We start from the raw sequence: 12,858 nt of genomic DNA on the forward strand, positions 1-12,858 counted from the left end.
GGTTAATGGGGTGCAGTCACGCACGTTCAAACAATGAAAGCATAGATGAAAACGAAGCAAAAAAAGAGATGGCCATAGAGCTGAAATTCCTGCAAAACGAGTGTGAACGATGCCCCTCAGCATGAGCAGGCAGAAAAAGTGAATGAATTTATGGGAGACTTTTTACGCAAATAAACTAAAGAAAGACTGCAGAATACGGTATACAGCCGCTTTGCAGTCTTTTTTTATGAATGGTAAAAGCCAATGTATCTATTTTTCACATTATTGGTTTATTTTTCAACGTTTTAACAAGTGTATACCGGGTATAACTTTCACTGTACAGATGCAGTCCCCCCAAAGGAACATGTACATTTCTTTCTTACTTACCCTTTTTGGAACTCTCTTTTTTGAGGGTTCTTTTTTTATGCGTTTACTTTTTTCCCATTGGAAAAACAATCTTAAACAATGCCCCTCCCGTCTCCTTATTATCGGCTGTGATGCTTCCTCCATGGTTTTTCACAATGGACTGAGCAATATAAAGGCCTAGCCCCAAGTTTCCGTGGCCGCTTGTTCTTGACGCATCTTCTCGGTAAAACTTTTTAAACAGCTGCTCTTTGTTCGATAGTGTGAACCCAGGACCCGTATCATGTATTTCAAAGATTACTTCGTTGTGATCAATGACGGTATTCCACGCTATCTCCCCTCGTTCAGGCGTGTAGCGAATACAGTTTGTAAGAATATTATCTAACACTTGAGAAATCCGCTGAGGATCTCCGTACAATTGGTTTGATGCTTCTTCTTGACTAATTGAGGCTACAAATGTAATCTCTTTTTTTTGACATAAAAGCTGAAACTCGCCTGCTTTCTCATGAATAAATGAGGATATATTAATAGACTCACGCTTTACGGCAAAGCCCGGATTTTCGATCACAGATACTTCTTGCAGCTGATTTAATAGTTGAATCGAACGCTGTGTATTTGTGTAGATCGTATGTAAATATCGATTCAGCCTCTCCGGGTCTCTTTTGCTTCCTTCTACTAAAATTTCGGTGTGACCGTGAATAATTGTAAGAGGCGTTCGTAAATCATGCGCAATCGCAGCCGTCATATGTTTACGGTCTTCTTCAAGCTGCCACTGTTTAGATAGCGATTGCTTTAATTCTTTTCGCATTTCTTCAAAGGCATGTAAGAGCTGACTTAATTCTTTTGCGTCTTGAGTCAGGGACAGCGAAAAATCTAAATTATTATGCTGAATGTTTTTGGCTGCGGTCATCAGCTCGTTAAAAGGCCGTTCAATTTTTTTACTAAATCGTCTTCCAAACAAATAAGCAAACAAGTAAAAATAAAGAAATGGACTGACTAGCGATACAAATGTTACAAGCGCAACCATCCATTTAATATTAGGATTAGTAGAGGCCATATTTAGTTGATATCTTAGCGCAATCGCTCCGTTTACTTCGTCTTTTGAATTAAAAAGCGGATAAACTTTTATAATGTATTTACCTGAATGGATATTGGTGTTGACCTGAGAATAAAGATCACGTTTATTTTTTATGTATGAAGTGGACATGGACCCATACACGATTTGCCCTTCTTTATTTATAATTTGATAATCCATGCCTTTTAGCGGAATCACCGCTTCTACTTGGTTTTTAGCATCTTTAGAAAGGAGCGCATCTTCTTTTTCTTTGACGAACTGAAGAATATCGGGAATTTGTTTTTCATAATAATTTGCGGGATTCAGTGCTCCAGGCATAAGAAACCAGTTTACTGCAATAACGATTCCCCACGTTAAAAGCGTCGCAAGCAGGCTATACAGCAAAATCAAATGAAAAGATAAAACAAACTGCGCTTTTAACGTCGCCCGGTTCATCCATTTTTTTATTTTACCCATTTGTAGCCAATGCCCCAAACGGTTGAGATATAAGGTGTTTCGTCATATTTTAATAGTTTTGCTCTAATTTTTTTCACATGTTCTGTAATCGTAGATGAATCTCCTTCCGCGTCGTAGCCCCACACTTTTTCGTACAACTGCTCACGTGTAAACACCTGACCTGGATGAAGAGCGAGGAAATGAATGATCTCAAATTCTCTCGAAGTAAACGGAATTACTTCATTGTTATGTAAAATTTGATACCCATTTAAATCAATGGTTAACTCTCCAAAGTGAAGCCTGTTATAGGAATTGCTGCTAATTCTCTGCTCTCGGCGCAGATGGGCGTAAATCCGGGCTTTTAGTTCTTTCATGCTAAAAGGCTTAACTAAATAATCATCTCCACCGACTAATAGTCCTTTTACCCGATCCTGCTCCGTTTGTTTGGCGCTCAAAAAGATAATGGGGCATGATATGCTTTTTCGAATCATTTCACAAAGTGCAAAGCCATCCATGCCTGGCATCATTACATCCAGCACAATTAAATCTGGATTTATTTTTAACTTTTTTAACGCTTGTTGCCCTTCGTAAGCAAACACCACCTCATATCCTTCATCTTGCAGCGCATCTTTCATAAATGAAATAATGTCTTTTTCGTCGTCCACTAGTAAAATTGTTTGATTCATCTCCAGCTCACCCTACCCATTCTTTCTTTTTCCATACGAATAGGTTTATTATAAGACTAATAATCAAAATTGGAAATAATAGGTTTACTAAAAATTCAGAGTTTGACTTACTTAGTTCATGAAAAACAGAATCGGTTACGGAGAAAAAGAAGCTTAGTTTATCTGACACATACACACTTCCAATTAAAGCACCAATAGTTGAGATGTAAGATAAAATAGAATTAGGCATAAGAACGCTCAGGATACTCCCGATACTAATAACCGCTATAAAGATGCAAAAACAAATGCCGTAAAATTTTAGCGAATACATCAACGCCCCTAGAGTCCCTAATGTATGTCCCCCTAAAAACGTCGTTTCATTCACATGAGGCATAGCTATTTTTCCAAGGCACGTCCCCCATACCCACGTAATACACAAAATAAGAAAAACTAGTAAACATTGAACCGCCCACTTTACAAAAAACAGCTTCACACGCTGGTGGGGCCGAATTAGTACCATGCGCAGAGCTCCCGATGTGTACTCACCGTTGAAGCTATCTGCCACAAACATAGGAATGACAATAAACGTAATCACAAAGGATAGGTCTCGGAGAAACAAAGGCGCTGAATTTAAAGAGTCAATTTTCACGTCATGAGCCGCATCAAAAAACGAAATGCCCCCCCTTTGAAAGAAAATGAACCAACTAAAAGCAAGTAACCCTACGTACACGGCCAATACAGCCGCTGTTTTTTTTCGTTTAAACGTTCGCTCTAATTCACTGATAAAAAGTCCTGTCATCATCGCTTCTCTCCTTTTATAAAAATGATTCTTTTTTTCGAATCGCTACATACGTTAAACCGCTAAAAAATAGAATATAAAAACCTAAGATACCCAGATTCCAGCCTACAAACTGCGGTTTTTCTGCCATCATGACTGTAATCCCCTGCCATTGAATCATCGGTACGGAAGTAAAAAACAGCTGTCCAAAAAGCTCTTCACTCATCCACTGCCTAAACCCTGTTAATAAATTCGGATATGAAAAGGAAATCAGTATAAAAGCAACCCCTATTCCAACAGCCGTAGTGGCTGTTTTGCTGATAACAGAGATAAAAAACAGCACACAGCATATCGCAATAGTTGTTAAATAGGCATATCCATAGAATGAAAGATTATATACTAGCGCTTCTTTTATGTTGAAAGCATGACTGTGATAAAACACAAAGTAGCTTTGCGGGTGTTCAAACAGCAAAAAGCCTATCATATAGCTCATACAAAAATACGTAATAAAAAACAGTAAATTAAACAGCAGAAGCACTATGGCTTTTGCGATGATAATTTCTTTAAATGAATAAGAGCGGATCATGACCATTCGCAGCTGTCCTGATCGGTACTCTCCGGTAACAACGAGCGTAATAAAAACTAAGAACATGGCATTAAAAACGGTAAATAACATTTCAGCTAAGCTCAGGACAGGAAAGTTTCCGGCAAACGTATACTGCGGTAAATCGACTGTGAGTGCTCTATTTTGTTTTTTGAGGTAAGAAGAAGCAACTAACAGTACCACAGGCACTAATAGAAAGGTCAGCCACGCCACTTTTCGTTTCCAAAGTCTTTCCCACTCCGCTACTAGCAGCTCCTTCATTGTGACACCAGCTCTACAAACGCATCTTCAAGATTTTTACCGGATGCTAGCTGGTCCAGAGCGCCGTCCCACATTAACTCTCCTTCTCTCATTACAACAATTTGATCACATACTCGCTGTAATTCATCCAGCAAATGACTAGAAATCAGAATCGTTTTGTTATAGTCGCGTTTTAACGTAAAAAGCAGCTCGCGCAGTTCACGTACGCCCATTGGATCTAAGCCGTTGGCCGGCTCATCTAATATTAATAATTCCGGGTCGCCTAAAAGCGCTTGAGCAATTCCGAGCCTTTGCTTCATCCCAAGAGAATACGTTCGAACTTTATCGTTTTCTCTGCCGGTTAATCCCACAATATCAAGCACTTCTTTTACTTTTTGCTGCCTTTCTTGCTTTGTATGAAATGAATGCAGTCGAGCTAAATTTGTCAGGTTTTCTTTTCCCGTCATATAAGGAAAAAAGATGGGCGACTCCACAATTGCACCAACGTTTTGCAACGCTTCTTTTCTTTGCGAAACAATATGTTTATTATTAATAAAAACTTCTCCTCCGGTTGGTTTAATCAACCCCGTCAATAAACGAATTAACGTCGTTTTACCTGCTCCGTTTGGCCCTAGCAGTCCACATATTTCCCCTTCGTTAATTTGAAACGATACTTCTTTTACTAAGTGACGTCGTCTTACTTTTTTTGAAACGCTCTTTACCTCTAAAATAATATTTTTCATCTTAAATCCCCCCTACACGTAGTATAGGAGGGATTTATAAAGAATTTATAAAGTTTATAAAAATTATTGTACAGTTTTTTTAGCTACGATATAGGATACCACTGCAAATAAAAGCAAAAACATGGATAAAAACAAATAGACCGCACCTTTAAAGCCTCTTACTTCTACATAACCAATATAAAAAAGAACAGCCGCAGCCATAAGGGTTAGTATTGAAGGGTTCATTCTAATGACCTTGTTCCATTTCATTTTTCTGAATAGCCAAGTTAACACGAGTATAAGTACACCTGGCAGCAGTGCAATAAGTAAAGAACCGCCTATCATCATCGTCTATCAACCTTTCAAGATATCTGTTATTAAGGAGCAGGTATAGAGAAATATTTAAGCGCTGTGTTTAGTTTAGTTTCTTATTCCCTTTTCCGTAAATCACAACTGTGTAAGAATCACCTTTCACTTTATTTTTCATTTCTTTTGTTTCAAGAAATTCATCGATAATTCCTTTAAGTTCATCGGCAAATTTCTTATTATCTTCGGAAACGCTTAATGAAGTGTAGATAAATAATTGTGGTTCGGGATGAACAGAATAGCCTACCATCTTGACATGATATTTCTCTTTCCCTAATAAGTCTTCACCCACATCCGTAACAATAGTTCCCCATCGATTGTCTTGGTCACGTTTCTTAAGGTTTATTTTCTTTATTTTTATAGAAGCATTCTCTGCTTTATTTTCAGCCAGAACAGCACGAATAATGGTTTTTATTTCTTCCACTCTCTTTTCTGTATTAGGAATTTCCAGCTCTACTGTTGGCGGAGAGCTAAAACTAACGTTAGCTATTAAAAAGTCATAATGATGCTTCTCCAATTCTGTAGAAATATCAGTTTGAATCTTTTCAATTTTTTTCTCTTGTGCATTCGGTTCCGGATAGACATACGGCTCCATTCTTTCGATTTTAAACGTATAGGCATCATATTGCCTTTTGGACAAAATATTGGTTGCAATATCAGTTATGTCTTCTCGTACCTTATTAAAATACTTCTCCGACCCTTCTACCGATACAACTAATTCTTTTTTTCCTCCATAATAGGTCTGTCCGACACTAGCCGTTTTATATCCCTTTTTCTCAAGCTCTTGATACAATACATCGGCTACAGGCTTTTGCTTAAAAATCTGTCCTAAATAAGGGATTTTAGCAGCCACTTGCGCCATTGCTGGAGAAACAAATGCTGAACTAATGAATGCACCGCTCAAAAGAAAAAGGGCTATACCACAATATACAATATTTCTTACAAAGTGATTTTGTTTGATAGAAAATAGATTTCTTTTAGACTTTACAGGTGGTGAAGATTCTAATTGATCAATTGTTTCTAAGAGCCTTTGTTTATGCTTTTGTTTCCTCGTTGATTTCCAAATCAACTCCTCGTTCAATTTTTCTAGAGAATTGTCATCTATATAAGAATTAAACGGTTTCTTCATATACGTATCCATCCTTTACTAACTGCTTTCTTAAAGCAGGAATTGTCCTGAACTGCGCTGATTTTACTTTGCTTTCAGACCAGCCTAAAATGGTGGCTGTATCTTTAACGGAAAAACCTTGAACTTTGCGCAGTAAAATAACTTTACGATGTGAATCTTTGAGTTTTCCTAACGCTTGATAAAGTTCTAGAGAAGTTTCCTTAAGCTCAATCATTTCTTGAGGTAAACGAGCATGATCCTTTTTCGAAAGAAGAAAATCTTTTAAAAGACTAGTAGGCTTTTGTTTTCGAAAATAATCAATCGTTACATTATGGGCAATACGAAATAACCACGTCTTTTCACTGGCGTTTTGCTGAAATAAATCATAGGAAAGATAAGCTTTTACGAATGTTTCATGGGTCAAATCTTCAGCTTGCTGATAATCTTTTACAAGCATCAAAATAAATTTTAATAAGGCGTCACTATGTTCGTCATACCAACGCTCAATCTCTTCTTTTTTCGTATTTTCCAATGTCCTGACCATCCTTTTAACTAGTATTCGTTACTTAGACGTAATTTTTTAAAAAAAGTTGTGGTTTTTATTTACAAAAATAAAAAAGCTCTCCTAATTAAGAAAGCTTTTACTATTGCAATCTATAAAATTTTTAGTTAATCAAAGGCTTACGGTTCAGAAATGCCATTTGCAATTGCTAGTAAAAAAATTAAGCCAGAAAGCAAAACAAAAAAGATGCTGTTTGCGATAATGCTGAACCACACAACGCTCGGCTTTTTCGTTCGGATTCCTAAAACTAGTGCCACAATAAAACCAACGTCTATCGCAAAAAACAGCCATAGGGGAATAGTCAAATCGCCGCTTCTACTTGGAAAAATTGAATTTGATGGGAATATCCGATTCGCAAAAAACACTACAAACGCAGCTGCCAGCAAAATAAGAGTTAATAAAATCGGTTTATTTTCTTTTGATATACTCATTTCAAATACCTCCTAACTAAAGAAAATACTACCATATATTATTAAATAGAAATATACAGATTCCATAGTCTCAACACCAAAAAGAAAAAAGGACATAGATTTTCTCTATGCCCTCTTTTTTATTCATCTGGCACATACTCTAAAATGTCACCTGGCTGACAGTCTAGCACTTCACAAATGGCTTCCAGCGTAGTGAAGCGTATGGCCTTTGCTTTTTCAGTTTTTAAGATAGAAAGATTGCTTTTGGTAATCCCTACTCGATCTGCTAGCTCATTTAAAGATATTTTCCTTTTGGCCATCATGACATCTAAGTTGACTCTAATCATCTCTGACCTCCTATATAGTAAGTTCACTTTCCTGAGCAATTGCAACTGCTTTTTTGAAGAATGCTCCTAAAAGAAGAATAAAAACGGCTGCTATAAACAGAATACCATCTATTGAGTATGAAATAGTAATAGTTCCATGTTTAAGGTTTAACAAAGGAGCTAATTTAGCTGCTATAAAAAATTTAGGAATTCCAGCAGCGAATGATCCTATTAAAAAGATAATACCTGTTGCAAAAATGGCTTTTGTGTTACTTGAAACAAAGATAATTCCTTTAGCTGCATTTTTAAATAATACTTTAAAATTCCAAAGCATTGCAATCGATAAAAAACAAGAAATCAATAAGGCTACAATCCAAATTTGGACTAATTTTGTATCCGGAATTTCGTTCAGCTTAACATCAAACAATCCTTTTCCTAATGATAAATTAAAAGATGAGTTCTGTAAGATTGAGTCGTCAAACTGAAGGTAAATAACCATTATTCCCATAATACCTGCTACAAAAATATTAAACAAAAATAAAGTGTTGACCAGATAAAAAAGAATTCGATAACCATTTGTTCGTTTCATGTAAACATCCTCCATAACTATTGTTAGGATTAATTTACCATGTATATATAAGGAAATCAATGATTTTTTATCGAAAAACAATAAATTTTATGTTTTTTTTGATAAATAATAGTCGTTTTAGATAAAAAGAAAGATGCTATTGTAATGACATATAGACTTAATTTATATAAACAGCAGTCTTAGCCATAGCTTATTCTAAATATTCTTCCGCTAAAGAAGGATTTAAATAACGAGCCATACCGGTTTTCATTTTACGAAACCCTGCTTTTTTATAAAACTCTTCATTTCCTGATGTGGAAACAAGATGAACGCAGGAAATATCCTTAAGCTGAGCCAGCAGGTTTTCTGTAATTTGCTGTCCAATTCCTTTGTTTTGATAGTCCTTATCAATCACAACATCATAAATCGCAGCATTAAACACACCGTCTGAAAGAGCTCTGCCAAACCCTGTTATTTTATTTTCATCATAAGCAATCGCTACTACGCTGCTTGTTTGAAATATTTTTTTGATTTTTTCTTCATCATGGTTCTTCCACCCGACAGAACGGTAAATTTCTTTCATCCTCGACCACTCAACGTTTTCTATAGAATGTGAAAAGGAAATTTTCATAGAATCTACTCCTTTTGTTTTTTTATAAACTATTTCTTTTTTCAAAAGCAAAAGTCCTTGGCAGATCATTACGAGTATGTGTATACGATAAAAAGTATCATGCATGTCAGTAATGATGTATAAACGTTAACTTCTATATTTCATCGCAAAAAAGGTACAAATTATCTGCGATTTGCACCTACAATAACTACGTTCGTTTACTTAATAATCATAACCGGACAGTGTACTCGTTTAGCTACTTTATGACTGACGCTGCCTAGCACCATTTCTTGAAGAGAATTTAAGCCTCGGCTTCCTATTACAACCAGATCAAAGTTGTTTTTATTGGCGTAGGCTACAATGGTTGGCCCCGGGTCGCCGCGTTCTATTTTAAGCTGATGCGCTATCTGCTTCTTTTCAAAGCAGCTCTTTATTTCTTCGAGCGCTTGCTGTCTTTTTTGTTTCAGCTCTCCGTGTAAAATTTCGGTTTTCGCCTTTGATAAGTCAATAACCGAAATAATTTCTACTTTTGATTGCGGTATGAAAGAAGCAACTTGTATCGCATGCTCCGCGGCTCTTTTTGAATGTTCTGATCCATCTACAGCTAACAAGATTTTTTGATACATTCATTGTCCCCCTATCAATGAGCTGATGCTCTTGCATTTGACTTGTTGTAAGTCGCTAATCTTTGAAGTAATTCTTCACTTACATCATTTAAACCTGTCAGCTTCACCTCAGCAGACGTTTGTTCTTTTAGCTTCAGTACAATTTTATCGATAGCCGCTACGGCTGAGTCATCCCAAATATGCGCTTCTGAAAAATCAATCAAAATTTGATCTTGTTTTTCTGTAAACGTAAAAGAATGAACAAAGTCTTCTACAGAGGCAAAGAACAGCTGACCTTTTACCTTATAGACCGTTCGATTTTCCGATTTCTTTGCTGATACGTCTAGCTTTGAAATTTTTGCAGCAAAGAAAACTGCGCTTAAAATAACACCCGCAATAACTCCTTTTGATAAATCATGTGTTGCTACAACCGTAATTACCGTCACAAGCATCACGAGGGTATCTGTTAAAGGGACTTTCGTGAGCGTACGAAGTGAAGACCAGTCAAATGTTCCGATCGATACCATAATCATGACGCCTGCTAGTGCAGCCATTGGAATTTTGACAACCCAGTCCCCTAGCACCAAAATGAGAAACATAAGAAATATCCCTGCTACAAACGTTGATAAACGACCGCGTCCGCCTGATTTTACATTAATAACGGTTTGACCGATCATCGCACAGCCAGCCATGCCGCCAAAGAAACCAACGACGATATTCGCAATTCCTTGCCCTCTGCTTTCCTGGTTTTTATTACTAGACGTATCTGTCATATCGTCCACAATCGATGCCGTCAGCAGCGATTCCGTTAATCCAACAATAGACAGCCCTAGCGCTGTTGGAAAGATGATGGACAATGTTTCCATATTCCATGGAACGTTAGGAATAGAAAAGATCGGCAGTGACTTTGTGATTTCTCCTAAGTCTCCTACTGTACGCAAATTAAATCCTCCGAAAATAGCTACAATTGTCATGACGACAATGGCTACTAATGGAGATGGCACTGCTTTTGTAAAGCGCGGTAACACGTAGATAATGACAAGAGTTAACGCCACAAACACATACGTCATCGTTGAAATTCCTACGAAGTGCGGAACTTGTGCCATAAAAATTAAAATAGCTAGTGCATTCACAAACCCGACCATCACGGACCTCGGAATAAATTTCATAAAGCGAGCAATCTTAAAAATGCCAAACAGAAGTTGAATCACACCCGTTAAAATAGTCGTTGCCCATAAATACTCCATTCCATGTTCTTTTACTAGTGTTACCATCAGCAGGGCCATCGCGCCGGTAGCTGCTGAAATCATCGCAGGACGCCCTCCTACAAAGGCCATCACAACGGCGATACAAAAAGATGCGTGTAATCCTACCATCGGATCTACCCCGGCAATAATGGAAAAAGCAATGGCTTCAGGAATGAGCGCAAGCGCTACGACAATACCTGAAAGGATATCTCCTTTCACGTTGCCAAACCACTCCACTTTTAATTTATTGAACATGATAACAAAAAACACCTTTCTCTCTATAGTCATAAACGTTTACTGTACGCTTTTCTAGATTTTGAACAATAAAAGTAGTAAAATAGAAAATAAACAGCACCTAAATGGAACGTTTATGGTACTTTTAATATATAAAAAAATGAGTGAAAACAGCCCAACATATCCTATCTTCCTCAAAAATTATATTCACGTACATGAAACGTTTCGTTACATTTTTTAACTACGCTCTTATTAAATTGAAGCAATCAGCTCCTTTATTTTTTCCTCATTTAACCCAAACGCTTTTTTCACTTTATTCTCCAAGTCCTGTGTGACTCTTCTTTTTCCAACTTCCACTAATGCAATGAGTGAAAAACTTCAGTTTACTCTTTCAGCGAAATTCCGCTGATTCAAATTGTAGCTTTTTCGAATCTGTTTAATAGTCTCTTTATCCATATTACACCTCGCTTTTCTTTTATAAGTGGCTTCCAACTCTCATAGAAGCCGAGACGTTGTGAACAACTAAAACTCTAGCAGACCTAAACCAAAATGTCTATCATTTTTTGTTCCAAAAACGATCTTTTTTGGAACTATACTTCTTTCTATACTGAAAAGAAATGTTATGAGCGGAAGGAATTTGGTACAATAGGTAAATATAAATAAACAATCCATGCAGGAGATGGTGTAGTGATTATTGGTTATACCCGTCCATATAGCGAAGATGAAAACTTGGACAAACAGTTACAGGCGTTGCAGCCTTTTAATTGCGATAAAATTTATCATGAAAAAACAAATTCCATAAAAAAAAGAGTAGAATTCGATGAGATGGTAGCTTCACTCCAGCCAAGCGATACAGTCGTTGTGTATAAATTTTACTGTATCGCAGACTCCACTCGGCACCTCATTGAATTAATTGAGTATCTTTCAGATAATCATGTTCACTTTGTATCGATCTTGGATGACGTTGATACATCCACCGAACAAGGAAAAGCCTTTTTCAGTACCATTAAACGTATTGGTGAATTTCAACATGACGTCATCAGTGAACGCACAAAAGCCGGTCTTCAAGAAGCAAAATCAAAAGGAAAAAGCGGCGGCCGGCCAAAAAAACCTGACTATAACGTCCACCGAGCGCTTGATATGTACTGGAGTAAAAACTATACGATTGCTCAAATCACAGAAGCTACAGGTATAAGCAAAACGACTTTGTACCGTTACTTAGATAACTAAAGCACATGTGAAAAAGACGTCCTTTCATTCGGTAAAAAGGCCGTCTTTTTTTAGTGGCTATATCACTGAAGATATTTAGGATTCGGTTTAGAATGGTGATTAATTTCTTCAAATATATCTGAAGAAGGTTTAGAAGACACTTTGTTATGTAAATCTTGCGCAGGCGCGCTGGTTTGAGAAAAAGATGACATATATAATTCCATCAACTGTTTAAAGTCACCTACAGTCAAAGGTTTTGCATCTTCTTGAAGTTCGTATCCTAACTGTCCATTTGGTTCAATTGTGGCGGTTTTAACATCTTTTATGTTTGATATGCCTGCATTTCGTAATCTCATTTCTAATTGATCGGCGGTTAAACGTAATTTTTTAAGCTGCTTAGTATCTAATTGACCATTATTTATAACGATTTTAGATTTACCTGTCAGAAATTTTTCAAACCCATTAAACTTTAATTGTAAGTACTCTAAAACTAAAATAGCAAGAACAAAAATTGCTGCCCCGCCAATGGCTTTTAGCATACTTTTCTCAACAATAGGTTGTACAATGATGGTACCTAAGGAAATCATAACGACCGTTTGAGCGAGCGTCATTTGAGCAATCGATTTTCTTCCCGCTATTCTCAACAATAAGATTCCCGTTAAAATCAAGATTACAGATTGCCAGATAAAATTCATAATATCATCCTTTTTATTACAGTCTGCTTTTAGATTAGGCATCTGAAAGCAAATTAT

General features: G+C 36.8%; 16 protein-coding genes. 1 reads left to right on the forward strand and 15 read right to left on the reverse strand.

Annotation, left to right across the window (positions count from 1 at the left end):
- Window positions 1–409 precede the first annotated feature (409 nt).
- The 14 genes from N178_RS04580 to N178_RS04645 form a co-directional block, all read right to left on the reverse strand.
- A complete protein-coding gene (locus N178_RS04580; protein WP_045290844.1) occupies window positions 410–1,873 on the reverse strand; it encodes a sensor histidine kinase in 1,464 nt (487 codons plus the stop codon).
- Window positions 1,861–2,538 carry a response regulator transcription factor gene (locus N178_RS04585; RefSeq protein ID WP_045290846.1) on the reverse strand — a complete coding sequence of 226 codons (678 nt, stop codon included), beginning with the start codon at window positions 2,536–2,538 and terminating at the stop codon, window positions 1,861–1,863. The genes N178_RS04580 and N178_RS04585 overlap by 13 nt, the downstream gene beginning before the upstream one ends.
- 7 nt (window positions 2,539–2,545) lie before the next feature.
- On the reverse strand, window positions 2,546–3,319 hold the full coding sequence (locus tag N178_RS04590; protein WP_045290847.1) for an ABC transporter permease: 774 nt from the start codon (window positions 3,317–3,319) through the stop codon (window positions 2,546–2,548).
- Between the two features lie 13 nt (window positions 3,320–3,332).
- Window positions 3,333–4,160, reverse strand: coding sequence for an ABC transporter permease (locus N178_RS04595; protein ID WP_045290849.1), 828 nt, complete (start codon window positions 4,158–4,160; stop codon window positions 3,333–3,335).
- Complete coding sequence (locus tag N178_RS04600; RefSeq protein WP_045290851.1) at window positions 4,157–4,882, reverse strand: ABC transporter ATP-binding protein; 726 nt, start codon at window positions 4,880–4,882, stop codon at window positions 4,157–4,159. The genes N178_RS04595 and N178_RS04600 overlap by 4 nt, the downstream gene beginning before the upstream one ends.
- A gap of 63 nt (window positions 4,883–4,945) precedes the next feature.
- Entirely contained in the window at window positions 4,946–5,209 is a 264-nt protein-coding gene (locus N178_RS04605; RefSeq protein WP_045290853.1) for a hypothetical protein, read from the reverse strand.
- 67 nt (window positions 5,210–5,276) lie between these two features.
- Window positions 5,277–6,356 (reverse strand): DUF4030 domain-containing protein, encoded by a 1,080-nt coding sequence (locus N178_RS04610; protein WP_045290855.1) that lies wholly within the window; start codon window positions 6,354–6,356, stop codon window positions 5,277–5,279.
- Entirely contained in the window at window positions 6,340–6,867 is a 528-nt protein-coding gene (locus tag N178_RS04615) for an RNA polymerase sigma factor (RefSeq protein WP_052942373.1), read from the reverse strand. Before N178_RS04615 ends, N178_RS04610 begins: the two co-directional genes overlap by 17 nt.
- Window positions 6,868–7,016: 149 nt before the next feature.
- A complete protein-coding gene (locus N178_RS04620) occupies window positions 7,017–7,328 on the reverse strand; it encodes a hypothetical protein (RefSeq protein ID WP_045290859.1) in 312 nt (103 codons plus the stop codon).
- Window positions 7,329–7,447: 119 nt separating this feature from the next.
- On the reverse strand, window positions 7,448–7,654 hold the full coding sequence (locus tag N178_RS04625) for a helix-turn-helix domain-containing protein (RefSeq protein WP_045290861.1): 207 nt from the start codon (window positions 7,652–7,654) through the stop codon (window positions 7,448–7,450).
- A gap of 10 nt (window positions 7,655–7,664) precedes the next feature.
- Window positions 7,665–8,222 (reverse strand): DUF2975 domain-containing protein, encoded by a 558-nt coding sequence (locus N178_RS04630; RefSeq protein ID WP_045290863.1) that lies wholly within the window; start codon window positions 8,220–8,222, stop codon window positions 7,665–7,667.
- A gap of 190 nt (window positions 8,223–8,412) precedes the next feature.
- On the reverse strand, window positions 8,413–8,832 hold the full coding sequence (locus N178_RS04635; protein ID WP_045290865.1) for a GNAT family N-acetyltransferase: 420 nt from the start codon (window positions 8,830–8,832) through the stop codon (window positions 8,413–8,415).
- Between the two features lie 197 nt (window positions 8,833–9,029).
- Complete coding sequence (locus N178_RS04640) at window positions 9,030–9,437, reverse strand: universal stress protein (protein ID WP_028409472.1); 408 nt, start codon at window positions 9,435–9,437, stop codon at window positions 9,030–9,032.
- A 14-nt stretch (window positions 9,438–9,451) separates the two neighbouring features.
- Window positions 9,452–10,918 (reverse strand): SulP family inorganic anion transporter, encoded by a 1,467-nt coding sequence (locus N178_RS04645; RefSeq protein ID WP_045290867.1) that lies wholly within the window; start codon window positions 10,916–10,918, stop codon window positions 9,452–9,454.
- A 666-nt stretch (window positions 10,919–11,584) separates the two neighbouring features.
- Here N178_RS04645 and N178_RS04650 point away from each other — a divergent pair.
- On the forward strand, window positions 11,585–12,127 hold the full coding sequence (locus N178_RS04650) for a recombinase family protein (RefSeq protein WP_045290869.1): 543 nt from the start codon (window positions 11,585–11,587) through the stop codon (window positions 12,125–12,127).
- A 62-nt stretch (window positions 12,128–12,189) separates the two neighbouring features.
- Here the strand turns inward: N178_RS04650 and N178_RS04655 are convergent, their stop codons facing one another.
- Window positions 12,190–12,801, reverse strand: coding sequence for a DUF421 domain-containing protein (locus N178_RS04655; RefSeq protein WP_045290871.1), 612 nt, complete (start codon window positions 12,799–12,801; stop codon window positions 12,190–12,192).
- Between the last annotated feature and the right edge of the window lie 57 nt (window positions 12,802–12,858).

The organism is Priestia aryabhattai B8W22 (assembly GCF_000956595.1).
GTDB classification, from domain to species: Bacteria; Bacillota; Bacilli; order Bacillales; family Bacillaceae_H; genus Priestia; species Priestia aryabhattai.

Bases quoted from the DNA above. Each gene is read 5' to 3' on its own strand.
- N178_RS04580 (WP_045290844.1), bottom strand. From the start codon at position 1,873: ATGGGTAAAATAAAAAAATGGATGAACCGGGCGACGTTAAAAGCGCAG.
- N178_RS04585 (WP_045290846.1), bottom strand. From the start codon at position 2,538: ATGAATCAAACAATTTTACTAGTGGACGACGAAAAAGACATTATTTCA.
- N178_RS04590 (WP_045290847.1), bottom strand. From the start codon at position 3,319: ATGATGACAGGACTTTTTATCAGTGAATTAGAGCGAACGTTTAAACGA.
- N178_RS04595 (WP_045290849.1), bottom strand. From the start codon at position 4,160: ATGAAGGAGCTGCTAGTAGCGGAGTGGGAAAGACTTTGGAAACGAAAA.
- N178_RS04600 (WP_045290851.1), bottom strand. From the start codon at position 4,882: ATGAAAAATATTATTTTAGAGGTAAAGAGCGTTTCAAAAAAAGTAAGA.
- N178_RS04605 (WP_045290853.1), bottom strand. From the start codon at position 5,209: ATGATGATAGGCGGTTCTTTACTTATTGCACTGCTGCCAGGTGTACTT.
- N178_RS04610 (WP_045290855.1), bottom strand. From the start codon at position 6,356: ATGAAGAAACCGTTTAATTCTTATATAGATGACAATTCTCTAGAAAAA.
- N178_RS04620 (WP_045290859.1), bottom strand. From the start codon at position 7,328: ATGAGTATATCAAAAGAAAATAAACCGATTTTATTAACTCTTATTTTG.
- N178_RS04625 (WP_045290861.1), bottom strand. From the start codon at position 7,654: ATGATTAGAGTCAACTTAGATGTCATGATGGCCAAAAGGAAAATATCT.
- N178_RS04630 (WP_045290863.1), bottom strand. From the start codon at position 8,222: ATGAAACGAACAAATGGTTATCGAATTCTTTTTTATCTGGTCAACACT.
- N178_RS04635 (WP_045290865.1), bottom strand. From the start codon at position 8,832: ATGAAAATTTCCTTTTCACATTCTATAGAAAACGTTGAGTGGTCGAGG.
- N178_RS04640 (WP_028409472.1), bottom strand. From the start codon at position 9,437: ATGTATCAAAAAATCTTGTTAGCTGTAGATGGATCAGAACATTCAAAA.
- N178_RS04645 (WP_045290867.1), bottom strand. From the start codon at position 10,918: ATGTTCAATAAATTAAAAGTGGAGTGGTTTGGCAACGTGAAAGGAGAT.
- N178_RS04655 (WP_045290871.1), bottom strand. From the start codon at position 12,801: ATGAATTTTATCTGGCAATCTGTAATCTTGATTTTAACGGGAATCTTA.